This is a genomic window from Sinorhizobium sp. NFACC03, from assembly GCF_900103435.1.
In the GTDB taxonomy this organism is placed as follows: domain Bacteria; phylum Pseudomonadota; class Alphaproteobacteria; order Rhizobiales; family Rhizobiaceae; genus Ensifer.
Genome location: NZ_FMXF01000006.1, coordinates 214,096 through 237,797 on the forward strand (window position 1 = coordinate 214,096; position 23,702 = coordinate 237,797).

The following is a 23,702-nucleotide window of genomic DNA, read 5'->3' on the forward strand; positions in this document are numbered from 1 at the left end:
CATGCCTAAGGTTTTCCATCTGTTAACGATGACAGCCGGCTGCATCCACCCCTGATACCGATTTTCGGTGCCGTTTTCCGGGAAAAAGCTCCGAAATGTTGTCGGCGCAGCACAACCATAGGCTCCGGACGGACGGTTGCCAGCCAGGCGCGCCGGCATTTTGCTGGGTGTTTGGGTGGTTTTGTCCGCGGATCGTCGGGCCTATGCGGCTTCCGGCAGTGCCCGCAACTGCGGCACGCGAGAGGCTATGATAACGAGAAACTGGACCAGGAAACCCGTCGCGGCAACGGCCAGGCATGCCTCGACGCCGAAACGCGTGGCGACGACGGCACCCAGCGCTGCGCCGATCGGCCGCGCGCCGAACGTGGCTGTGGTGATGAAGGCGGAAACCCGACCCAGCATCGCATTCGGCGTGACGGCCTGGCGCAAGGTGAGGGTGGCGATCGACCAGAGCACAGGCCCTGCACCAAAGAGGAAGAAGCTCAAGCCGGCAAGAACGCCGGATGGCATCCAGATCGTCGAGAGCATCACGGCGGCCGCCGCCAACCCGCCGAGCGGACCAAGCGCAATCATCACGCCGAAGGGGACACGGCGCGCAATGGCGGGCGCGGCGAATGCGCCGATCATCATGCCGGCGCCATAGATGCCGAGCGTGATGCCGACGCCTGTCGCCGTCATGCCGAGGGTTTGAATGGCATAAGCGACATAGACCGCCTGCAGCACGAACCAGGCGGTGTTGAAGACTATCGCCGTGACGAGGATCGGCCTGAGCAGCGTGTGGCCGGCAAGGAACCGTGCGCCTTCGGTCAGATCCTGCAGAAGTTTGCGTTTTGCCGCGGCGGGTTGGTGATGCTCGCCAAGGCCGGCAAGCAGGACGACGGAGAGAAGAGAAAGGCATGTGGCAGCGACATAGGCCAGGGATGCGCCCGTCCATGCGACGATCGCGCCGCCGATCGCCGGCCCGCCCGAATAGGCAAGGCTGCGGGCGAGTTCCAGCCAGCGGTTGGCATCGGCCAGTTGGGCGCGGGGAACGATCACCGGAATAAGGGCAGGGGCAGCGACATTGTAACAAACGGTGCCGATGGCACCGACGAACCCCATCGCAGCCAGAAGCGGCAGGGTCAAAAGGCCGCTGACCATCAGGAGCAGCGTGGCGACCAGCGACAGCGCGCGCAGCATTTCCGAGGAGACCATCAGCCTCAGTCGCGAGGCGCGATCGGCGACGAGCCCGGCCGGAATGGCGAGCAGGAGAAACGGAAGTGTCTGGGCCATCTGCAGCCATCCGGTTTCCGCCGGACCGGCGGCGAGCAGCAGCACCGCGGCGAGCGGAGCGGCAGCCAGCGCCATCTGCTCCGAGAATTGCGCAAAAAGATTGGACCAGCCGATCCGCTTGAAGGCTGGCGGCAGTGGATTGCCTGGTGATTTCGACATGTGACGGCCTCGATGGATGATACTTCGAGGACAGCAGACGGATTTGCGCGGCCGATAACCACCCGGTTTGCGCGCGTCGGATCATTTCTTGGGGGTATGCCTAGCTTCGCCGGCGCGTCCGGAACGAAAAACCCCCTCAGGCTTTGCGCCATGAGGGGGGTAATTGGATCCTACGGAGAGCTTGCGCTACGCCGAAGGATGACCGTCTTCGCTACGCCTTAGCGCGGGCAAGAGTCGATGTAGCGGCGGCCATAGCGGTCGCGGTAGTAGCACTGGCCCGGCTGCTCGGTGACGTTGCCGATGACTGCGCCGGAAACGCCGCCGATGGCCGCACCGACCGCTGCGCCACGGACGTCGCCGGTGACAGCGCCGCCGATGATCGCGCCGGAAACGGCACCGATGCCGGCGCCTTTTTCCGTCTGGGTGCAGCTTGCGACCGCCAGGGCGACCAGCACAAGTGCGATGGCTTTCTTCATGTTGTTCTCTCCGATCTCTACGGATCTTAAGCCTAGCGCTCAGTCCGTCCCGTGGATGATGGCGAAGCCGGGAACATCCCGCTCCACCTGAACTTGCAGTTCGGAAAATACGCGGTCCCTATTGAAAGTCTACGGGGACCTGCGGCTTCTTCCGGCGCGCAAGATAATGATATCGTTCCTGAACGGGACATGAAGGCTCAGTTCCGCGAGATACAACCCGCGTGGAAAAATATTGTCGTCCGGCGGGCGGTAGCGGTTGCGGCATTCCCAAAAAAGACAAATGATACAAACAAGCCTGCGACATCCGGAGGAGCGGATCCGTGGGCGACGGGCATCGATATCAGTTGGCGCGTACCCTAGTCGCGTGAACCATCTCACCCGACTTTTCGGCCGCGATCGTGTTGGCATTGACCGACCCCGGAGGAGCGAAATGGCGAAAGTAACAATGACGGTCAACGGCCGTCAGGTGAGCGGTCATTGCGACGACCGCACACTGCTGGTGCAATTCATACGCGAAAATCTCGGACTGACCGGCACCCATGTCGGCTGCGACACGTCGCAGTGCGGCGCCTGCGTCATCCATATGGACGGAAAATCGGTCAAGAGCTGTTCCATCCTCGCCGCACAGGCGGCCGGATCCACGATCACCACCATCGAAGGGTTGGCGGCGGACGGCGAACTCCATCCGGTGCAGGCGGCGTTCAAGGCCAATCACGGCCTGCAATGCGGCTTCTGCACACCCGGCATGGTGATGACGGCCGTCGACATGATCCGAAGGCACCAGGGCCAACTGGACGAGGCGACGGTGCGCGCCGAGCTCGAAGGCAACATCTGTCGCTGTACCGGCTATCACAATATCGTCAAGGCGATCCTTGCTGCCGCCGCTGAGATGAGCGGCGCCCGCGTGGCCGCAGAATAGCGGTAGATTTGGGGGCGGGACCTCGCCCCGAAGGCATGTCATCGAAGGACTGTCGCTGGATATCTCGGGAGGAGATAGGCAATGGGCGTTGAAGGCATTGGCGCGCGGGTGGCGCGCAAGGAAGACAAGCGGTTCCTGACCGGAAAGGGCCGCTATACGGACGACATGTCCGTGCCGGGCATGAAATATGCGGTGTTCGTGCGCAGCCCGCATGCGCACGCGAAGATTCTGAAGGTGGATGCGTCTGCGGCCAAGGGCATGCCTGGAGTCATCGACGTGCTCGACGGCAAGCAGGTTCTCGCCGATGGCATCGGCAACCTGATCTGCGGCTGGATGATCCACTCCAAGGATGGAACGCCGATGAAGATGGGCGCCTGGCGGCCGCTCGCGCATGAGACTGTGCGCTATGTCGGTGACGCCGTGGCGATCGTGGTTGCCGATAGCGTGGCCGAGGCGCGTGACGCGGCAGAGGCCGTCGTCGTCGACTACCAGGAGCTTCCCGTCGTGATCGATGCGTCGAAAGCGCTTGAGGCGGGACAGCCACAGCTTCATCCGGAAGCGCCCGGTAACCTGATCTTCGACTGGCAGATCGGCGACGAATCGGAGACTGACAAGGCGATCTCAACGGCTGCGCATGTCACCGAGGTCACGATTCATAACAACCGGCTCTCGCCCAATCCGATGGAGCCGCGGGCCGCACTTGGCATCTATGACGTCGGCGACGACCACTATACCTGCTACACCACCAGCCAGAACCCGCATGTGGCGCGGCTGGTGATGAGCGCGTTTTATAATGTCGCTCCGGAAAACAAGCTCAGGGTGATCGCGCCCGATGTCGGCGGTGGCTTCGGCTCGAAGATCTATATCTATCCGGAGGAGATCGTCTGTCTCTGGGCTTCGAAGCGTACCGGCGTGCCGGTCAAATGGACATCGGATCGGACCGAGGCGTTCCTGACCGATGCGCATGGCCGCGACCACGTGTCGACGGTGAAGATGGCCTTCGATGCGAACAATCGCATCATCGGGCTGAAGGTCGACACGATCGCCAATCTCGGCGCCTATATGTCGCTCTTCTCCTCGGCGGTGCCGACCTATCTCTATGCGACGCTGCTTTCCGGCCAGTACGACATCCCGGCGATCCACGCGAATGTGCGCACGGTCTACACCAACACCGCACCGGTGGATGCCTATCGCGGCGCCGGGCGGCCGGAGGCGACCTATCTGCTCGAACGCACCATGGAGACGGCGGCGCGCGAACTCGGGGTCTCACCGGCGGAACTGAGGCGGGTCAACTTCATCCGCTCCTTCCCGCACCAGACGCCCGTGATAATGAACTATGACGCGGGCGACTACGAAGCGTCGCTGAACGCAGCGATGCAGGCGGCCGACTGGAACGGCTTTGCCGCCCGCAAGGCGGAAGCCGATCGCCGCGGCATGAAGCGCGGCATCGGCATGAGTTGCTACATCGAGGCCTGCGGCATCGCGCCGTCGGCGGCGGTGGGCTCCCTCGGGGCCGGCGTCGGTCTGTGGGAATCGGCCGAGGTGCGGGTCAATGCGGTCGGCACGATCGAAGTGCTGACCGGCTCGCACAGCCACGGCCAGGGCCACGAGACCACCTTTGCCCAGCTCGTCGCCGACCGCTTCGGCGTTCCGATTGACAGCGTCAACATCGTGCATGGCGATACCGACAAGGTGCAGATGGGCATGGGCACCTACGGCTCGCGCTCCGGCGCGGTCGGCATGTCGGCGGTCGTCAAGGCGCTCGACAAGGTGGAGGCCAAGGCAAAGAAGATCGCCGCGCATCTGATGGAAGCGGACGAAAGCGACATCGTGATTGAGAACGGCGAACTGAAGGTTGCCGGCACCGACAAGGCGGTGCCCTGGTTCCAGATGGCACTTGCCGCCTACACCGCCCATAACCTGCCCGCGGGCATGGAGCCGGGCCTGAAGGAGGGCGCCTTCTACGATCCGGCCAACTTCACCTTCCCGGCCGGTTGCTACATCTGCGAGGTGGAGGTCGATCCCGACACGGGGCGAACGAAGATCGTGCAGTTCGTTGCCGCCGACGACTTCGGCAACATCATCAACCCGATGATCGTCGAGGGGCAGGTGCATGGCGGCATTGCCCAGGGCATCGGCCAGGCGCTGCTCGAAGGGGTGCATTACGACCCCTCCGGCCAGCTGCTGACGGCAAGCTACATGGACTACGCCATGCCGCGTGCCGACGATCTGCCGTCGTTCCAGGTCTCGACCTCGAACACGCCCTGCCCGAACAATCCCTTGGGGATCAAGGGTTGCGGTGAGGCGGGCGCGATCGGCTCGCCGCCGGCGCTGATCAACGCCATTACGGATGCCATCGGCAACAACGCGCTCACCATGCCGGCAACACCGCAGAAGGTGTGGGCGGCGGCGCACGCGGCCAAGTGAACGGGAGGACACCGCATGTACGAGACTCAATATCACCGGGCGTCCTCGGTTCAGGATGCCGTCAGCCGAATGGAAGCGGCCGGCGAAGGCAAGTATGTCTCCGGCGGCATGACGCTGATCCCGACGATGAAGCAGCGGCTGGCGGCACCGAGCGATCTCATTGACCTCCGGCATATCGCCGAGATGCAAGGCATCACGGTTTCCGGCCGGTCAGTGCGGATCGGCGCCGCCACGACACATTATGACGTGGCGTCGTCGGCGGCGCTCAAAGCCGTCTGTCCGGCGATCTGCAGCCTTGCCAGCCATATCGGCGACCCGCATGTGCGGCACATGGGCACGATCGGCGGCTCCATCGCCAACAACGACCCAGCGGCCGATTATCCGGCGGCGATGCTGGCGCTCGGTGCGACGATCGTGACCAACAAGCGCGAGATTGCGGCAGATGATTTCTTCACCGGCCTGTTCGAAACGGCGCTGGAGGACAGCGAGATCGTCACCGCCATTACCTTCGATGCGCCTGCGAAGGCTGCCTATCAGAAGTTCGCCAATCCGGCGTCGCGCTACGCGATGACCGGTGTGTTCGTCGCGCGACGGGACAATGGCGACGTCCGGGTGGCCGTTACCGGAGCGGGAGCGAACGGGGTGTTCCGGCATGGCGATATGGAGGCGGCGCTGGTTGCCAACTGGTCGCCGGACGCGCTCAGCAATGTCAGCGTCGATGCCTCGGAGCTGCTCTCCGACATTCACGCCGACGCGGCCTACCGCGCCAATCTGGTGAAGGTCATGGCCAAGCGCGCCGTGGCAGCGGCTTGACCGGCATGGGGTATCGCCAAACAGCAAAAAAAGGGGGCGGCTTCGGCCGCCCTTTTTTCATCCTTGCTTGACTTCGATCAAGCTTGAAGAGATGAACATGCGCTAAGGCTTTCTTTGGAATGTTTCAAAACTAGGGCTCTCCAGGTTGAAACGGTTTCAGTGAAAGCAGCGAAGATGCTTCGGTCCGAAAATGCTAGATCATTCCGGATGCATTCATTGGACACGCAGCGCTTCAGGGGCCTTTTGCCGCAGTTGGCAGATGCCGAGCATTCCGAGGTTGACCCCAGGTCGCTTTGATTGAAGAAAAGCGACCGGGCACTGGAGAAAATGATGGATTTCGAGAATTTCTTTAAGAACGAGCTGGACGGGCTGCATCAGGAAGGCCGCTACCGGGTTTTCGCAGACCTCGCCCGTCATCGCGGCAACTTCCCGAAGGCAGCGCGCCACACGGCTGCGGGCGTTCAGGAAGTCACCGTCTGGTGTTCGAACGACTATCTCGGCATGGGCCAGCATTCCATCGTCACCGAGGCGATGAAGCGCGCCATCGACGAATGCGGCGCCGGCGCCGGCGGCACCCGCAACATCTCCGGTACCAACCATTACCACGTCCTGCTTGAGCGCGAGCTCGCGGACCTGCACGACAAGGAATCGGCGCTGCTGTTCACCTCGGGCTACGTGTCCAACTGGGCCGCACTCGGGACGCTCTGTTCGAAGATTCCTGGCGTCATCGTCTTCTCGGACGCCGGGAATCACGCTTCGATGATCGAGGGGATCCGTCACTCCAAGTGCGAACGCGTCATCTTCAAGCACAATTCGGTCGCTGACCTCGAAGCCAAGCTCGCCGCCGCCGATCCGCGCGCGCCGAAGATCATCGCGTTTGAGTCGGTTTATTCGATGGACGGCGACATCGCGCCGATCAAGGAATTCTGCGACCTCGCCGACAAGTACGGCGCCATGACCTATCTCGACGAAGTGCATGCCGTCGGCATGTACGGTCCGCGCGGTGGCGGTATTGCCGAGCGCGAAGGCCTGATGCATCGCCTGACGGTGATCGAAGGCACGCTCGGCAAGGCCTTCGGCGTCATGGGTGGCTATATCACCGGTTCTGCGGCGCTCTGCGACTTCATCCGCTCGTTTGCCTCCGGCTTCATCTTCACCACGGCGCTGCCGCCAACGCTTGCCGCCGGTGCGCTCGCCTCGATCCGCCACCTGAAGGAAAGCCAGGTCGAACGCTTCGCACACCAGGAGCGCGTCCGTCGTCTGCGTTCGCTGCTCGACCAGCGCGGCATTCCGCATATGCCGAACCCGAGCCATATCGTGCCGGTCATGGTTGGCGACGCTGCCAAGTGCAAGTGGATCTCCGACCTGCTGCTCGACAATTTCGGCGTCTATGTGCAGCCGATCAACTATCCGACGGTGCCCAAGAAGACCGAGCGCCTGCGCATCACCCCGACGCCGCTGCATTCGGATGCCGATATCGACCATCTCGTCAACGCGCTGCATTCGCTGTGGTCGCGCTGTGCGCTCGCGCGCGCCGTCGCGTAAGCCCAAGCCTATCTTTCGGCGAATCTGCCCCTCTCCTCGGGTTTAACCCGAGGATTAACTCTCTCCCCGCAGGCGGGGAGAAGGTGCCGGCAGGCGGATGAGGGGCGGGATGCCCGACCAGACCAGTTATTGAAGCAGCCCGGCCGCCAGTTGCCGGGCTTTTTCGTCGGCGGCGAAAACATCGCCCATGGTTGCGGCCGCCGGCAGGTCGGCGAGCTTGTCCATGACCTTTTCGACGATCTCGGCCATGGCGAGAAAGCCGGTTCGTCCGGCGATGAAGGCGTCGAGCGCCGTTTCCTTGGCGCCGTTGAGCACGGCCCCCTGCACGCCGCCCTCGACCATGGCGCGGCGCGCCAAACGGATTGCCGGGAAGCGCACTTCGTCCGGCGCTTCGAAATCGAGGCGCGACAGCTTGGCGAAATCGAGCCGCTCGATCGGCAGGCTGCAGCGGCTCGGATAGGAGAGCGCGTAGCCGATGGCGGTGCGCATGTCCGGGCAGCCGAGCTGCGCCAGCACCGAGCCATCCGTGTAGCCGACCATCGAATGGATCACCGACTGCGGATGCACGATCACCTCGACCTGCTCCGGCTTGAGGGCAAAGAGGTGTTTCGCCTCGATCATCTCCAGCGCCTTGTTGAACATGGAGGCGCTGTCGATCGAGATCTTCAGGCCCATCGACCAGTTGGGATGGGCGCGAGCGACATCGGCGGTTACATGCCGCATCTCCTCGAGCGACTTGGTGCGGAAGGGGCCACCCGAAGCCGTCAGGATGATGCGCTCGACCGCGTGGCGCTGGTGCTCGTCCAGCACCTGGAAGATGGCATTGTGCTCGCTGTCGACAGGCAGCAGCCGGCCGCCACCCGTCTTCACCGCGTCGATGAACAGGCTTCCGGCGGAAACCAGGCACTCCTTGTTGGCAAGCGCGATGTCGGCGCCGCGGCGGGCGGCTGCCAGCGTCGGGGCAAGACCGGCATTGCCGACGATCGCCGCCATTACCCAGTCGGCGTCGCGTTCGGCTGCCTCGATCAGACCGCTCCTGCCGGCGGCGACGGCAATGCCGGTGCCGGCAAGGGCTGCCTTCAGGTTTTCGAATTGGTTTTCGTTGGCGGTGACGGCGAGTTCTGCGCCAACCTTCACGGCCTGTTCTGCGAGCAGGGGGATGTTGCCGTTGCCGGTGACGGCGACGACGTCGAAGCGCTCGCGACCGCCAAGGCGCTCGATGACGTCGAGCGTGTTGGTGCCGATCGAACCGGTTGATCCGAGGATCGTCAGTCGGCGCTTCGCACTGTCGCGGGATGCCATGCCAATACCCATGTTCTTCTTTTCGGACGGGATGCCCGGCGCAGCCTGCGCTGCGGACACGTGATCTTCGCGAGATCGATCCGAGTTTTTTATGTTGTTTGCTAGGCTCTACAGGCGAATTCCGCCGGCAACAAGGGCGCGGTCTTCAATCCGTGTCGTCCACGGGCTAAGAATCGGACTGCTTTGAGTCGGAGCCCGAAGGAGTTCGCGATGCTGAAGATCATTACCGCCGTTTCCTGCGCCTGCGTGACCATCGAGATGGCCTCGATGCAGCCGGTTGCAGCCGAAAACGTTCCGCCGCAGCTCGTCGGTACCTGGCTTGCCGAAGATATCGGCGGCGGCGGCGTCATCGACGATCTGCAATCGACGCTGGAAATCCGCGAGGACGGCACTTACGGCGGCATGGCCGGCTGCAACCATTTCACCGGCACCTTCAGTCTGTCGGGCACGAAGATCACCTTCGGCCCGGCCGCATCGACACGCAAGATGTGCGTGCCGGCGGCGATGACCCAGGAACAGAAATTCCTGGAGGCGCTTGGCAGCGAACTCTCCTGGGCAGTCGAGGGATCGAAACTCGTGCTCAACAAGGCGGAGGGCAGGACCGCGATCAAACTGGCGTCGATGACGGTGGGTTCCGAAGGGATCGACGTGACGTTCCGTGCTCCGGGAGCCGGTGCGGTGGATCGGCGATCGGTGCGCTATGACTGCGGCGGCAAGCCCGTCGAAGCGGAGTACATCAATGCCGGCCCGGTTTCATTGGTGACTTTCACGATCGACGATACCTTCGTCGTCGCCGCCAATGTGGTTGCCGCTTCGGGCGCCAAATATGCCGGCGGCCAGTATATCTGGTGGACCAAGGGTGACGAAGCGACGCTTTTCGACGCGACGAAGGGCGAACAGGACCAGGGCATCGCCTGCAAGCCTGCGCCTTGACGCGGAGGCTGCCCCGCAACTTCTCCAACCAACCCGGCTAAAGAAGTTTCCGGGAGAATCGGAACTTTTACCCTCGCTCCATAGTTACAATCCCGGCGCTATCGCGCTGTCGTTGTGAAAAGGGAGTTGATCCATGGGGCTGCTTATCGGAATCCTGATTACGTTCCTTGTCATCGTGTTGGTGCTTTATCTCGTCCAGCGGCTGCCGCTCGACGCGCGCGCCAAACAGATCGTCCAGATCATCGTCATCATCATCGGCATCATCTCTCTGTTGAAATACTTGGCCGTCTTCTGACGCGCCTCGTTCCCAACCAATGTGAAAGCCGCCGGCTCCGATGTACCTGCGGTTTTTCTGCGCCGTCGGTCCATGCTGACGGAAGCTGACAGTCATTATGCCCAGGGTCGCGTTGTCGAAACGGGAGACCCGACCATGCTGTCACCAAACCTCATCCTGCTTTATGTCGAAGACCCGCTGGCGAGCGCACGCTTCTACACCGACCTGCTCGATCGCGAGCCCGCCGCCGCCTTTCCAAGCTATGTCGCCTTCGAACTGGAAAACGGCCTGACCTTCAGTCTCTGGTCCACGGCGGCGAAGGATTTCATGTCCTCCGGCACGGGCCATCGCTCGGAAATCGCCTTCATGGTGAAGGACGATGCCGAGGTCGAGCGGCTCTATACCGCTTGGCGGGAGCGGGGGCTTACGATCGAGCAGGAGCTGAAAACGGCCGTCTTCGGCCGCACCTTCGTCGCACTCGACCCGGATGGCCATCGCCTGCGCGTCTGCCGGCCGGATGATTGAAGTGCTGCGAACGCTGTGATTCCGGGCCGATTTTGCCTAAGCCTGCAGGTGGTTGATCCCTGTTCGGGAAAGCAGTGACGCGGCCCTTGCTCGAGTTGAACCAAGTATTGCCGGTACTGGCAAAGAATGGTTCTATGTCGATATGGGGGCTAATCGTCGTTTGGTTTCGATCATCGTTGCCGTGACTGTCTTGTTCGCGGCGATTGATGTTGTGTGGCTGCCGTTTTCAACAATCAGCCTTGATCCGCGAAACTTTGCTCACCTTGCGAAGGCGGCGTCGGCCGCTTTGGCTGCCTATCTGATCGGCAGGCTTGTTCTCTACCGCCTGCGCGATGAAAGTTCGTGGGCGGCCGGTGCGATGCGATGGGCTGCGGACCGCCTGATTGTGCTGGTCGCGGTTTCCACGATCTTTCTACCACTCGGCTTCGTCAGCGCCATCTTCATGTATTTGGCCTCGGCAACCCAGGTTCCCCTGGTCGATGGCAAATTGGCCGCACTCGACGCGGCGCTAGGCTTCGATTGGCGTTCGTTTCTGGCGACGACGAACGGGTCTCCGCCGGTCGCATGGGCATTGGTAATCGCCTATCACAGCCTGACGCCTCAGGTGATTGCGCTGTTTCTCTTGTACAGTGCGGCTCGGCGAGCGGACAAAGCCTTGGAGTTCGTCGCGCTGCTTGCGGTTTCCTCGGTGTTTACCGGCCTGTTGATGGCGATGTTTCCGGCCGCGGGCGCCTATGCCTATTTCGATCCGCCGCCCGAAACCTTCGACGCGTTTACGGCACAAGCCGGGATGTGGCACTACTCCGAACTGCTGAGGCTGAGGTCGGGGGACAATTTCAACCTGTTTGTTGCGAACGCGCAAGGCCTTGTGACTTTCCCCTCCTACCACACGGCCCTTGGGATCATGGTTGTCTATTCCCTGCGCAGCGTCCGCTGGGCCGCCGGCCCGATCGCTGTTTTGAACGCAGTGATGATCATCGGTACCCTGCCGGAAGGTGGACATCATTTGAGTGATGTGATCGCCGGCGCAATGGTCGCTGTGGTTTCAATCCTGGTGGTTCGAGCGGTCATGGGAATGGGACGGGAACGGTACCGGCCAGAGCAGGCTGCGACGACACTGTAGGCAATGGCCGAAACAAAAAAGGCCGGGGCAAAACCCGACCTTCCTCATCACCTTCGATCGACGCCAGTTCATCCGTGGTCATCAAGAAGGTGTGACTGTTCAATAGCTTCTGTTCGTGACAGGCAAATGACGACCTGACTTCCGTCCCGAAAGTCGGCGGCGTGGATCGCCGCCGACCGATGCTCTCAATCTGCCACTTCGGCCAGAAGCTCGGTTTCTACCGGCAATCCCAGCGGAAGACTGGCGACGCCGAGGACGATACGGCCCGAGAGAAGCTCGGGACCGAAGACATCGGCCAGCAGGTCGGATGCGCCATCGGCGACCGCGGGGTGGTCGCGGAAATCGCCTGATGTTGCGATGTAGACGCCGAGCTTGGCGATGGCAGCGACCTTGTCGAGCGAACCGAGCTCAGCCTTGATTGCCGACAATGCACTCAGGGTAGCGATTTCCGCCGCGCGACGTCCCTCATCGACCGTTAATTCGACCCCAAGTCGGCCGACGACCTGCGGCTTGCGGTCGATGACCGGCAGCATGCCGCTCAGATAGAGCAGCTTGCCGATCCTGACCCCTTCGACATAGTTGCCGAACGGTGTCGGTGGAGGAGGCAGCGCGATGCCGAGTTCATTCAGCCGCTGTTCTGCGCCAGCGGCGGTCGCTTGCCCGCGGCTTACCATTTGCCCAAATGCGCGCCGCCGTCGACGTTCAGCACCTCCCCGGTGACGCGCGGCGCCCTGGTCAGGAACAGGACGGCATCCACGATCTCATCGACGCTGGAAATGCTGTGCATCGGCGAGAGCGTGTTGAGGAAATCCTTCGGGTTGTCCTTGTGGAGCGGGGTGTCGACGACGCCGGGGGCAACGACGTTGACGCGAATTCCGTCCCTTGCGTATTCCATGGCGATATTCTTCGAGATCGCATTGATGCCGCCCTTGGTCAGCATCGCGACCGAGGCGTTCATGCCCGCGATCGGGCGATCGGCCAGCGGCGTCGTGATGCTGACGATGCTGCCGCCTCTCTTCTGCGCCAGCATCTGCCTGACGACCAGTTGGGTCGTGTGGAGGAAGCCTTCGATATTCGTCGCGCTCAGCTGGCGGTAGTCCTCAGCGGTGTAGTCGACGAAGCGCTTGGTGAAGAAGATGCCGGCATTGTTGACGAGCGCGTCGATCGAGCCAAACCGGTCGATCGCGGTTTCGACCACGCGTTTCGCCGTGGCCGGATCGGCGATATCGCCGTCGACGCGGGCCAGCCGGTCCGATTCGACGATGTCCCGGGACTGGCTGACGCTTCGCGAGGTTGCGACGACACTGTAGCCCTGAGCGAGGAAGGCGTTTGTAAGGCCCGCGCCGATACCCTGGGACGCGCCGGTGATGATGGCGACCTCGTTGGTCATTTGATCTCTCCACGGTTGGATTGCGTTCGTGGGATCAATATGGTCGAGGTGCGATTGCACGATTAGATGAAATTATCTGGAATTACTTTTCCATCAGTGCAAAAAATCGTTGCCATGGTCGATCTGAACGATATCGCGGTCTTCGCTGCCGTTGCGCAATTCGAGAGTTTCAGCCGGGCGGCGCGCGCGCTCGGCATGCCGGTTTCAACGGTTAGCCGCAAAGTGACGGCCCTTGAGGAGCAACTGGGCGTCACTCTGTTGCAGCGGACGACGCGCAAACTGAACCTCACGCTTCAGGGGCGCGCTTACTACGCGGAGTGCAGCGAACCGCTGAAGCAGCTTCACGACGCGGAACGGGTCCTGAGCGAAGCGCAAAGAAAACCCGAAGGGCTTTTGCGCATCACAGTCCCCATGACTCTCGGGCAGCCGCCGTTCTTTGATTTCCTGTCTGGTTTCCTGAAGAAATACCCCGAGATCGAGGTCGACCTGCTGGTCACAAACATGTTCATGGATCTCGTTGCCGAAAACATCGACGTGGCGGTCCGATTTGGCGAATTGCGCGATTCGTCGCTCGTCGCACAGCGCATCGGCAGGAGCACCCACTTCCTCGTGGCTGCTCCCGAATACGTGCACGAACACGGCATGCCTTCCGTGCCGGAAGATCTGCGCGACCACCGTTGTGTGCTGGTCAATGCCCGGAGCAACGAAACCGAATGGCATCTCGTCAACGGGGACGAATCGATCAGGCTTCACGTGACCGGAGCCGTCTCGGTCCACGATATCCAGTCGGCCAGCGCCATCACCGAGCGCGGCCATGGCATCGGCCGGCTTCCGCCGATCTTCTGCGACAGCCTGCTTGGGAGCGGCAAGCTCGTGCGCGTGCTTCCCGGATGGTCGGCGCCGGATGTCTTTGTGCATGCGGTCTATCCGACGCGGCGGTTTTTGCCGTCGAGACTTCAGGTCTTCTTGCAGGCGTTGAGAGCCTGGCGCGGCCCGGCATGGCAGCCGCTTCGCTAGCCATCGACCTCTTCGAGCTTCTGCGCGAAAACGCTGAAGCCGGCGCGGCGATAGGTGTCCTGCGCCTTTGGGTGATCCCATTCGTCCGTGTGCAGCCAGATGCGGTTCGGTCCGCCGCTCCAGACAGCGCGCAGCGCGCTGTCGAGCAGGAACGGTCCGAGCTTCCTGCCGTACGCCTCGGGGACCAAGCCGAAATGGGTGAGCTCGATGTCGGGTGTCCCGACGCGGTCGAATTCGCAGAGCCCGACCGCTCGCTCGTCCACCCGCAGGATGTAGAGGCCAGTCGATTCGCTGCGAAGAAAACCGTCGGGATCGGCTGCGCTCATGCGCAGGCGCTGATCCCAGCGCAACGGATCGCCGACGGCGCGGTAGAGCGATAGGAACGTGGCGGCATCGGGCAACTCGGGCAGGACCCGCGCACCCTCGACCGGAGATGGAGGCGCTTCCCCGGCTGGCCGCTCTTGCATCTCCATATAGGTTACGAGCAATCGAACCATCGACGTCCCCAAATTTGCCGGCTGCTCTCCACGGAGATGCCGCGACAGGTGCCGCGTCCAAATCCGGTAAGAAATTGGGAGAAATGGTGATCCCGGCGCGATTCGAACGCGCGACCCCCAGATTAGGAATCTGATGCTCTATCCTGCTGAGCTACGGGACCACTTGGATAGCACCCATACAAAAGCAAGGCCTCTTCGCCAAGTGTTTTTGCATGGGTGCCGGCGGAAATGCAGGCCGTGCCGAGCTTCGGCTATCCTGAAAAGGGCGGCGCGTCGCCGGGGTCCCCTCGGGTTGAAATCGATTACGAAACGGGGGCTGGTCTTGCAGGTCTTTCGAATGCTAAGCAAGGCAAGCGTCGGCTTGAGGAGGCAGGCGCTCCCCTTGATACCTTCTTCAGAGACCTGATCCACATATGTTCATCGGAATAGATTGGGGCGGCACGAAAATGGAAGTCATCGCGCTTGGCCGCGATGGCGAAACGCGCGCCCGACATCGCGTCGCGACCCCGACCAGCGGCTACGACGATTGCATCCGTGCCGTTCTCGATCTCGTTGCCGCCGCCGAGCAGACGGCGGGCGAAACGGGCTCGATCGGCATCGGCATTCCCGGCAGCCCAAATCCGCGCACCGGCATCGTGCGCAACTCCAATGCGGTGCTGATCAATGGCAAGCCGCTCGGGCGTGACCTGGAGGCGGCGCTCGGCCGTGCGGTGCGGCTCGCCAACGACGCCAACTGCCTGGCGGTTTCGGAAGCGGTCGACGGTGCCGGCAGGCAAGCCCATGTGGTTTTCGGCGTCATCGTCGGCACCGGCCATGGCGGGGGCCTCGCGATCGACAAGAAGGTGCATGCCGGCTACCAGGGCGTTGCCGCCGAGATCGGCCATTATCCGTTGCCCTGGATGACGAAGGATGAGTATCCCGGCCACAAGTGCTGGTGCGGCAAACACGGCTGCCTCGATATGTATGCATGCGGTACCGGCGTCGAACTCGACTATCGCCTGACGACAGGTGTCGAAAAGCGCGGGCGCGACATCATCGAGGCAAAGCGGGCGGGCGACCCGGTTGCAACGGGCGTCTACGAGCGCTTTGTCGACCGGCTAGCGCGCAGCCTGGCGCTGCTCACCAACATCGTCGACCCCGATGTCTACGTGCTCGGCGGTGGCATGTCGAATGTCGACGAGATCTATGACGACGTGCCGCCGCGGGTGGTCAACTATCTCTTCGGCGACACCTTCGAAACCCCCATCAGCAAGGCCCTGCATGGCGACAGTTCCGGTGTGCGCGGTGCGGCCTGGCTCTGGAAGGACTGAACCCATGAATATCGACAAGGACTTGGGCCGCATCGCGCGGCAGGAACAGGAATTGCAGTTCGAGCGCTTCGATCTCGAAATGGCCTGGGAGCTCGGCGCGCTGCTGCGCAAGATGGCGGTCGAGCGCAAGCTCGGCGTGGTCATCGATATCACGCTGTTTTCGATGCCGGTGTTCTACGCCGCGCTCGAAGGGGCGACGCCCGACAATCCGAACTGGGTGCGCCGCAAGCGCAACACGGTTTTCCGGTTGTTCAAGAGCAGCTATGCCACCGGCCGCGAGCTCGCCAAGGCGCAGACGAACCTGCAGGCGAAACTCGGGCTTGCCGATGCCGATTACGCCGCGCATGGCGGCAGCTTCCCGATCGTCGTCAAAGGCACCGGCTGCATCGGTGCGGTCACGGTTTCCGGCCTGCCGCAGCGCGAGGACCACAACATGGTCGTCGAAGCGCTTTCGTCCTTGCTCGGCAAGGATCATGACGCGTTGAAGCTTGAGGGCTGAGAGTTGTTAGGCGATATTTTCTCTCAGTCCCAGGCTCTTTCGCAATGGCTGGCCGACAAGGCCCTGCCGCTCTGGCGCGACAAGGGTGTCGATGCGGTTGGCGGCTTCGTCGAGACGATCGATATGGCGGGTGAACCGACGCGCGCCAACAGGCGTGCGCGCGTTCAGCCACGACAGGTCTATTGCTTCTCGGAGGCCGGCTGGCGCGGCTGGGCCGGCGATTGGCGCGGTGCCGCCGAAGGCGGGCTTGCCTATTTCGATCGCGTCTTCAAGCAGCCGAGCGGTTTCTACGGCGCGCTCGCCGATGCCGACGGCAATTTGCTCGATCCGTCCTTCGATCTCTACAATCAGGCCTTCGCGCTGCTCGCCTTCGCCTATCTCGCTGAGGTCGTGCCGGCACGGAAGGCCGAAATGATCGAACGCAGCAACGACCTTCGGTCTCGGATCGAGGCGCACGTCAAGCATCCCGTTGCCGGTTTCGAGGAAGACAATCCCCCACGGCTGCCGCTTTGTTCCAACCCGCATATGCATCTCTTCGAGGCCTGCCTCGCCAGCGAGGCGGTCGAGGGCTTCGATCAGGTCGCCTGGGCCAATCTTGCGGACGAGATTGCGGATCTGGCGATGGATCATTTCATCGACGCTGAGACCGGCGTCCTGCGTGAGTTCTTCGATCACGACTGGGCGCCGATTGCCGGCGAGAAGGGCCGCATCGTCGAGCCCGGTCATCTCTTCGAATGGGCCTGGCTGCTATTGCGCTGGGCAGAGCGCCGCGGCAGCGCCGAGGCGATCGTGAAAGCGCGGCGGCTCTTCGATATCGGCGAAGCGCACGGCATCTGTGCGAACCGCAATGTTGCGATCATGACGCTTCTCGACGATCTCTCGGTGGCCGACCCGATCGCGCGGCTCTGGCCGCAGACCGAGTGGCTAAAGGCCGCGGTTCGTTTCGCGGCGCTGACCGGCGGCGCCGAGCGGGAGCGTTATCTCGCTTCGGCTGCGCGGGCGGCGGCAGCGCTTCAGACTTTCCTGGAGACGCCAGTCGCGGGTCTCTGGCGCGACAAGCAGAAGGCCGATGGCAGCTTCGTTGACGAGCCTGCACCGGCCAGCAGCTTCTATCACATCCTCTGCGCCATCTACGAAACCGAGGATTGCCTCGCGCGGCTCTGATTGCCAGTCCGGAGCAGGTCCTTTCTTGATGGCCCGTCGCGATCGCGGCGGGCCATTTTCTTTGCCCCGACGGCCAAATGTGATTGGATCATATGTTGACATAAAGATATCTTTATGTGATTGACTTGCTTATTGTTTGTCGTTTTCAGAACGGGAGATTTCCCATGTCCGCCATCGGCGCCCTTTTCGGTGACGTTTCCTCCAAGCCCGACGGCTCCGAGATCAAAGAGGCGCTCACCCAAGCGGCGCGTGAACGCATCCTGATCATGGATGGGGCGATGGGCACGGAAATCCAGCAGCTCGGCTTCATCGAGCAGCATTTTCGCGGCGACCGGTTCGGTGGCTGTGCCTGTCATCAGCAGGGTAACAACGATCTTCTGACGCTGACCCAGCCGAAGGCGATCGAGGACATTCACTACGCCTATGCGATCGCCGGCGCGGACATCCTCGAGACCAATACCTTCTCCTCGACGCGAATCGCCCAGGCCGACTACGGCATGGAGGACATGGTCTATGAGCTCAACCGTGACGGTGCCCGGCTGGCGCGTCGTGCCGCCAAGCGTGCCGAGGCCGTGGATGGCCGCCGGCGCTTCGTCGCCGGTGCGCTCGGGCCGACGAACCGCACGGCATCGATTTCGCCCGACGTCAACAACCCCGGCTACCGTGCCGTCACCTTCGACGATCTGCGCATCGCCTATGCCGAACAAATTCGAGGCCTGATCGACGGCGGCGCCGACATCATCCTGATCGAGACGATCTTCGATACGCTGAACGCCAAGGCCGCGATCTTCGCCACCAAGGAAGTCTTCGCCGAAAAGGGCATCGAGCTGCCTGTGATGATCTCAGGCACGATCACCGACCTTTCGGGCCGCACGCTTTCCGGCCAGACGCCGACCGCCTTCTGGCATTCCGTTCGCCATGCCGATCCGTTCACCATCGGGCTCAACTGCGCGCTCGGTGCCAATGCCATGCGCGCCCATATCGACGAACTCTCGTGCGTTGCCGACACCTTCGTCTGCGCCTATCCGAACGCCGGCCTGCCGAACGAGTTCGGCCAATATGACGAAACACCCGAGCAGATGGCCGCCCAAGTGGAGGCCTTCGCGCGCGATGGCCTCCTCAACATCGTCGGCGGCTGCTGCGGCTCGACGCCGGCTCATATCAGCGCGATCGCGAGAGCGGTTGCCAAGCATCCGCCGCGCGAGATCCCCAAGGTCGAACCGCTGATGCGGCTCTCTGGCCTGGAACCGTTCACGCTCACCTCGGACATTCCCTTCGTCAATGTCGGCGAGCGCACCAACGTCACCGGCTCGGCCAAGTTCCGCAAACTGATCACCGCCGGCGACTATTCGGCCGCACTCGATGTCGCGCGGGACCAGGTGGCGAACGGCGCGCAGATCATCGACATCAACATGGACGAGGGCCTGATCGATTCGAAGCAGGCGATGATCGAGTTCTTGAACCTCGTCGCCTCCGAGCCGGATATCGCCCGCGTTCCCGTGATGATCGACTCGTCGAAATGGGAAGTGATCGAGGCGGGCCTGAAATGCGTTCAGGGCAAGCCGCTGGTCAATTCCATTTCCATGAAGGAAGGCGAAGAGGCTTTCCTGCACCACGCGAAACTCTGCCGCGCCTATGGCGCCGCCGTCGTCATCATGGCCTTCGACGAGGTCGGTCAGGCCGATACCATGGCGCGCAAGGTCGAGATTTGCAGCCGCGCCTACAAGCTCTTGACGGAAGAGGCCGGTTTCCCCCCAGAGGACATCATCTTCGACCCGAACATTTTTGCCGTGGCGACCGGGATCGAGGAACACAACAATTACGGCGTCGACTTCATCGAGGCGACGCGCGAGATCATCGCCGCGCTGCCGCATGTGCATATCTCCGGCGGTGTCTCCAACCTTTCCTTCTCCTTCCGCGGTAACGAGCCGGTGCGGGAGGCGATGCATGCCGTTTTCCTCTATCACGCCATCCAGGCGGGCATGGACATGGGCATCGTCAATGCCGGCCAGCTTGCCGTTTACGATGCAATCGATCCGGAGCTGCGCGAGGCCTGCGAGGACGTGGTGCTCAACCGCCGCGCCGATTCGACCGAGCGCATGCTTGAAATCGCCGAGCGTTATCGCGGCCAGGGCGGCTCACAGGCGCGCGAGAAGGATCTCTCCTGGCGTGAATGGTCGATCGAAAAACGTCTTGAGCACGCGCTGGTCAACGGCATCACCGAGTATATCGAGATCGACACCGAAGAGGCCCGGCTAACCGCCGCGCGGCCGCTGCACGTCATTGAAGGCCCGCTGATGGCCGGCATGAATGTCGTCGGCGACCTCTTCGGTTCCGGCAAGATGTTCCTGCCGCAGGTGGTGAAATCCGCGCGCGTCATGAAGCAGGCGGTCGCCGTGCTGCTGCCGCACATGGAGGCGGAGAAGCTTGCCAATGGCGGCGAGGCGCGCGAAAGCGCCGGCAAGATCCTGATGGCGACGGTCAAGGGCGACGTGCACGACATCGGCAAGAACATCGTCGGCGTCGTGCTAGCCTGCAACAATTACGAGATCATCGATCTTGGCGTCATGGTGCCGTCGGCGAAGATCCTCGACATAGCGCGCGAGCGGAAGGTCGATATCATCGGCCTTTCGGGGCTCATCACCCCGTCGCTCGACGAAATGGTGCATGTCGCCTCCGAACTCGAGCGCGAAGGCTTCGACATTCCGCTTTTGATCGGCGGCGCGACGACCAGCCGCGTCCATACGGCGGTCAAGATCAATCCGCGCTACGATCGTGGCCAGACTGTCTACGTCACCGATGCCAGCCGTGCCGTCGGCGTCGTTTCGAGCCTGCTGTCGCCGGAGGCGCGGGGCAACTATATGGAGACCGTCCGGGCGGAATACCGCAAGGTTGCCGAGGCGCATGCCCGCAACGAAGTGGAAAAGCGTCGGCTGCCGCTGTCGCAGGCGCGCGCCAACCAGCACAAGGTCGACTGGTCTGCCTATCAGGCGAAGGCGCCGTCCTTCCTCGGCACGCGGGTCTTCGAGAGCTGGGATCTGGCGGAGCTTGCCCGCTACATCGACTGGACCCCGTTCTTCCAGACTTGGGAACTGAAGGGCGTTTATCCGAGGATCCTGGAGGACGAGGCGCAAGGTGCCGCCGCCCGGCAACTGTTCGACGACGCCCAGTCGATGCTTGCGCAGATCATCGAGGAGAAGTGGTTTGCGCCGAAGGCGGTGGTCGGCTTCTGGCCGGCCGGCACGGTCGGCGACGACATCCGGCTCTTCACTGGAGAAGACCGGTCGTCTGAGCTTGCGACCTTCTTCACGCTGCGCCAACAGCTGACGAAGCGCGACGGTCGCCCGAATGTGGCCCTTTCCGACTTCGTCGCCCCTGCCGACAGCAGCTCCAATGACTATGTTGGTGGCTTTGTCGTCACCGCCGGCATCGAGGAGGTTGCGATTGCCGAGCGTTTCGAACGCGCCAACGACGACTATTCCTCGATCCTGGTCAAGGCGCTGGCCGACCGCTTTGCCGAAGCCTTCGCCGAGCGCATGCATGAATATGTGCGCAAGGAGCTCTGGGGCTATGCGGCCGACGAGGTTTTCACGCCGCAGGATCTGATCGGCGAGCCCTATGCCGGCATCCGTCCGGCGCCGGGCTATCCGGCGCAGCCCGACCATACGGAAAAGGCGACGCTCTTCCGGCTGCTCGATGCGGAAGCTGCGATTGGCGTCAGCCTCACCGAGAGTTATGCGATGTGGCCGGGTTCGTCAGTGTCAGGCCTCTATATCGGCCACCCCGAGGCCTATTACTTCGGTGTCGCCAAGGTGGAGCGCGACCAGATCGAGGATTACGCGACACGCAAGCGCATGCCGGTGCGCGAGGTCGAGCGCTGGCTGTCGCCGATCCTCAACTACGTGCCGATGCCGGAGAGTGAGGCGGCCGAGTAATCTCGTTCGAACGGCAGGCAGACGGGCCGGTCTTGGCCCGTCCATTCGCACGGAGGCCGTCGCACCCGGGGCATGCAGTCAGTCGGGAAGGCTTGCCAGAAAGCCGATGAGCGCGACGTTGAAGCGCTCTGGCCGCTGCAGCGGGGCGAAGTGGCTGACGTCGGGGAGCAGGATGAATTTGGCGCCGGGAATGCTGCGCGCCAGATAGTCGGCGTGCTCGCGCTTGATGAACTCGTCGTTTTCGCTCTGGACGATCGCGACCGGTACGCGGATCCGGCCGAGTTCTTCAGCGGTGTAGTTCGGCTCAGTCTTCTGCATCTCGCTGACGGCATCGACGAAGGCGCCGAAATCATCCGGCGTTGCCGACAGCTGTCTGTAGTCGCTCGAATGGCGGCCGAAGCATCGGTCGAGCACCGGGCTCGGCTCGATTTCCATGGTTCCGCTCGGGTCCATGTTGCAGGCGAAGAAGAAGACGCCGGCGGCACGCTCCGGTTCCATCGAGGCGAGGACGAGCGCAATGCAGGCGCCGTCGCTCCAGCCGGCAAAGGCTGCTTTTTGAAGCTCGAGCCTGTCCATAACGGCGAGCACGTCCGACGCCATCAGCTCATAGGTGTAGGGCCTGGTGTCGCGGGTGCTGCGGCCGTGGCCACGGCTGTCGATCAGGATGACGCGGTGCCCGGCCTCAAGCAGCGTCGGGACCTGAAAGCCCCAGTTGCCGCTATGGCCGAGGCCGCCATGCAGCAGGATCACCGGCCTGCCCGTTCCATAGGTCGCATACCAGATACGCGCGCCATTGTGCCCGATGTGATCCCCGACCTCCGCGGCGGGCAGGCGCCTTGCGCCATGCTCGGCGAACGCGGCGAGGTCGTCGTCCTGGAATGCCATACGCCCGGTCTCCCATCCCTGATTCGCGACGCGGAGAGCCTAGTTCACCGGTTGCGGCTCGGGAAAGCGCCAGGAACCGTCGAGGATCTCCTTCCGGGGCCGGTAGAGCCGCACGGTATAGTTCCATCCGTCGACCACAGGCAGGCAGTTGGGGATTTTGCCGTCGCAGCCGCCGAACTGGATCGCAACGCTGCCATCGTCGCCCTTCTTTGCGGTGATGTTGTTGATGGTATAGGCATCATACCGGTTCTTCTCGTAGAAGCCTTGCGCATCGTAGACGCTGACCGACCAGAAGGCATCGACCGGCACGTCCTTGACGTCAAGCTTGTAGATCGTCTTGCCGTCATTCTTAGTGGGCGTGATGTTGAGATAGGTCGCATCCTTGTCCGGATTGCCGCCCCAACCGGTGGCCGTGCCGATCAGGTGGCGGATCGGATCAACCTCTTGCCTGGTGCCGAAGGCCTTCTTGAAGTCCGGCATGGTGGCGCCGAGTGCGAGCAGCGCCTCGCGCACCTTCTTCTGGCTGGCCGGATCCCAGGCCGGGACCTCGAACTTGCCTTCCTTTTGCTGGCTGGCCTTGATCGCGTCCTGCAGGGTGTGAACCTCGGCGATGTCCTTCGGGTCGGCCGGATCGACGAGCGTGCGGATGCCGACGACGACGTAGCGCGTGCCGACCTTTTCCTTCGTCAGCGTCGTCTCGCCGGCGCCGTAGACGACCTCGGGCACGTAGTGATCCTCGTTGATCACCTGCAGCGACATGAAGCGTTTTCCCGCGTCCGGCATGGTGATGGTAACCGGCCCGGCATCGAGATCGAACACGGCCGACGAATAGAGCGTGTCGCGGTTGAGGCGAATGACGGTCTGGTTGTCGATCGAAGCCGGTTCGCGGCGGTGCAGGAATTTGCCGAAGGCGCCGTCCTTGACCATGCTGGCCGCATACATGTCGCTCTCGGCGCGGACGAAGTTGTCGACGCCGACCGTGACGGGGTCGGCGGCGGTTGATTGTGTGGCGACGGCCATCACCAGTGCGCCGGCCATGAAGAGCGAACGACAATACATCATGCTCGGATCCTTCTCAGTCAGTTGCCGCGCTGCATCGGCGGTGCTCGCTTCGTCACCTAGCGTGGCAAACTCCATCCGATGGTAGCCCAAAATCGTGCCAGTTCGACGGGGAACCGCAAGTACGTAACGGTTACGACGCACGCGGGGCGCCATCGCCGGACCGCGCCGATGGCGC

The 23,702-nt window shown here is 62.7% G+C and carries 21 protein-coding genes and 1 tRNA gene; 13 read left to right on the forward strand and 9 right to left on the reverse strand.

The annotated features are described in order from the left end of the window. Positions 1-201: 201 nt before the first annotated feature. Both BLU35_RS12010 and BLU35_RS12015 read right to left on the reverse strand, forming a co-directional pair. Positions 202-1,431, reverse strand: coding sequence for an MFS transporter (locus BLU35_RS12010; protein WP_058325673.1), 1,230 nt, complete (start codon positions 1,429-1,431; stop codon positions 202-204). Between the two features lie 218 nt (positions 1,432-1,649). Beyond that, positions 1,650-1,907 carry a YMGG-like glycine zipper-containing protein gene (locus tag BLU35_RS12015; RefSeq protein WP_034802400.1) on the reverse strand — a complete coding sequence of 86 codons (258 nt, stop codon included), beginning with the start codon at positions 1,905-1,907 and terminating at the stop codon, positions 1,650-1,652. 430 nt (positions 1,908-2,337) lie between these two features. Here BLU35_RS12015 and BLU35_RS12020 point away from each other — a divergent pair, with 430 nt between their 5' ends. The 4 genes from BLU35_RS12020 to hemA all read left to right on the forward strand — a co-directional run bounded on the left by BLU35_RS12020 (position 2,338) and on the right by hemA (position 7,611). Further along, positions 2,338-2,826 carry a (2Fe-2S)-binding protein gene (locus tag BLU35_RS12020; RefSeq protein ID WP_034802397.1) on the forward strand — a complete coding sequence of 163 codons (489 nt, stop codon included), beginning with the start codon at positions 2,338-2,340 and terminating at the stop codon, positions 2,824-2,826. Between the two features lie 81 nt (positions 2,827-2,907). After that, on the forward strand, positions 2,908-5,253 hold the full coding sequence (locus tag BLU35_RS12025; RefSeq protein WP_093233148.1) for a xanthine dehydrogenase family protein molybdopterin-binding subunit: 2,346 nt from the start codon (positions 2,908-2,910) through the stop codon (positions 5,251-5,253). A 15-nt stretch (positions 5,254-5,268) separates the two neighbouring features. Next, on the forward strand, positions 5,269-6,066 hold the full coding sequence (locus tag BLU35_RS12030) for an FAD binding domain-containing protein (protein ID WP_093233149.1): 798 nt from the start codon (positions 5,269-5,271) through the stop codon (positions 6,064-6,066). A 330-nt stretch (positions 6,067-6,396) separates the two neighbouring features. After that, positions 6,397-7,611 (forward strand): 5-aminolevulinate synthase, encoded by a 1,215-nt coding sequence (gene hemA / locus BLU35_RS12035; RefSeq protein ID WP_176907216.1) that lies wholly within the window; start codon positions 6,397-6,399, stop codon positions 7,609-7,611. 126 nt (positions 7,612-7,737) lie between these two features. On the opposite strand, the gene dxr is transcribed toward hemA, so the two are convergent. After that, the gene (dxr, locus tag BLU35_RS12040) at positions 7,738-8,913 is read right to left on the reverse strand and encodes a 1-deoxy-D-xylulose-5-phosphate reductoisomerase (protein WP_093233181.1); all 1,176 of its coding nucleotides are present in this window, start codon (positions 8,911-8,913) and stop codon (positions 7,738-7,740) included. Positions 8,914-9,123: 210 nt separating this feature from the next. Between dxr and BLU35_RS12045 the strand changes: the two genes are divergently transcribed. The 4 genes from BLU35_RS12045 (at position 9,124) to BLU35_RS12060 (ending at position 11,768) form a co-directional block, all read left to right on the forward strand. Then, entirely contained in the window at positions 9,124-9,846 is a 723-nt protein-coding gene (locus tag BLU35_RS12045) for an META domain-containing protein (protein ID WP_093233151.1), read from the forward strand. A 133-nt stretch (positions 9,847-9,979) separates the two neighbouring features. Further along, entirely contained in the window at positions 9,980-10,141 is a 162-nt protein-coding gene (locus tag BLU35_RS12050; RefSeq protein WP_089044368.1) for a Thivi_2564 family membrane protein, read from the forward strand. A 135-nt stretch (positions 10,142-10,276) separates the two neighbouring features. Then, on the forward strand, positions 10,277-10,645 hold the full coding sequence (locus tag BLU35_RS12055) for a VOC family protein (RefSeq protein WP_058321766.1): 369 nt from the start codon (positions 10,277-10,279) through the stop codon (positions 10,643-10,645). Positions 10,646-10,805: 160 nt separating this feature from the next. Further along, on the forward strand, positions 10,806-11,768 hold the full coding sequence (locus BLU35_RS12060; protein ID WP_176907218.1) for a phosphatase PAP2 family protein: 963 nt from the start codon (positions 10,806-10,808) through the stop codon (positions 11,766-11,768). Positions 11,769-11,953: 185 nt separating this feature from the next. Here BLU35_RS12060 and BLU35_RS12065 read toward each other — a convergent pair whose 3' ends face one another. After that, complete coding sequence (locus BLU35_RS12065; protein ID WP_093233153.1) at positions 11,954-12,442, reverse strand: RidA family protein; 489 nt, start codon at positions 12,440-12,442, stop codon at positions 11,954-11,956. Beyond that, positions 12,436-13,158 (reverse strand): SDR family NAD(P)-dependent oxidoreductase, encoded by a 723-nt coding sequence (locus BLU35_RS12070; RefSeq protein ID WP_093233154.1) that lies wholly within the window; start codon positions 13,156-13,158, stop codon positions 12,436-12,438. The genes BLU35_RS12065 and BLU35_RS12070 overlap by 7 nt, the downstream gene beginning before the upstream one ends. Before the next feature lie 96 nt (positions 13,159-13,254). On the opposite strand from BLU35_RS12070, the gene BLU35_RS12075 reads away from it, so the two are divergent. Beyond that, positions 13,255-14,175 carry a LysR family transcriptional regulator gene (locus tag BLU35_RS12075; RefSeq protein ID WP_286161502.1) on the forward strand — a complete coding sequence of 307 codons (921 nt, stop codon included), beginning with the start codon at positions 13,255-13,257 and terminating at the stop codon, positions 14,173-14,175. On the opposite strand, the gene BLU35_RS12080 is transcribed toward BLU35_RS12075, so the two are convergent. After that, the gene (locus BLU35_RS12080; RefSeq protein WP_093233156.1) at positions 14,172-14,672 is read right to left on the reverse strand and encodes a GNAT family N-acetyltransferase; all 501 of its coding nucleotides are present in this window, start codon (positions 14,670-14,672) and stop codon (positions 14,172-14,174) included. The two genes, BLU35_RS12075 and BLU35_RS12080, sit on opposite strands and share 4 nt — an antisense overlap. An 84-nt stretch (positions 14,673-14,756) precedes the next feature. After that, positions 14,757-14,833 (reverse strand) — tRNA-Arg (locus BLU35_RS12085). 252 nt (positions 14,834-15,085) lie between these two features. Here BLU35_RS12085 and BLU35_RS12090 point away from each other — a divergent pair. From BLU35_RS12090 to metH, 4 genes are all read left to right on the forward strand, one after another. Next, complete coding sequence (locus BLU35_RS12090; RefSeq protein WP_093233157.1) at positions 15,086-15,982, forward strand: ROK family protein; 897 nt, start codon at positions 15,086-15,088, stop codon at positions 15,980-15,982. Between the two features lie 4 nt (positions 15,983-15,986). Further along, the gene (locus tag BLU35_RS12095; RefSeq protein WP_093233158.1) at positions 15,987-16,481 is read left to right on the forward strand and encodes a heme-degrading domain-containing protein; all 495 of its coding nucleotides are present in this window, start codon (positions 15,987-15,989) and stop codon (positions 16,479-16,481) included. Between the two features lie 3 nt (positions 16,482-16,484). Then, on the forward strand, positions 16,485-17,645 hold the full coding sequence (locus BLU35_RS12100) for an AGE family epimerase/isomerase (protein WP_093233159.1): 1,161 nt from the start codon (positions 16,485-16,487) through the stop codon (positions 17,643-17,645). A gap of 164 nt (positions 17,646-17,809) precedes the next feature. Continuing rightward, positions 17,810-21,580: a methionine synthase gene (metH, locus tag BLU35_RS12105; RefSeq protein ID WP_093233160.1), complete on the forward strand. Its 3,771-nt coding sequence runs from the start codon at positions 17,810-17,812 to the stop codon at positions 21,578-21,580. A gap of 78 nt (positions 21,581-21,658) precedes the next feature. Here the strand turns inward: metH and BLU35_RS12110 are convergent, their stop codons facing one another. After that, positions 21,659-22,465 (reverse strand): alpha/beta fold hydrolase, encoded by an 807-nt coding sequence (locus BLU35_RS12110; protein ID WP_093233161.1) that lies wholly within the window; start codon positions 22,463-22,465, stop codon positions 21,659-21,661. A 39-nt stretch (positions 22,466-22,504) separates the two neighbouring features. Beyond that, complete coding sequence (locus BLU35_RS12115) at positions 22,505-23,503, reverse strand: DUF1254 domain-containing protein (protein ID WP_286161504.1); 999 nt, start codon at positions 23,501-23,503, stop codon at positions 22,505-22,507. Positions 23,504-23,702: the final 199 nt, after the last annotated feature.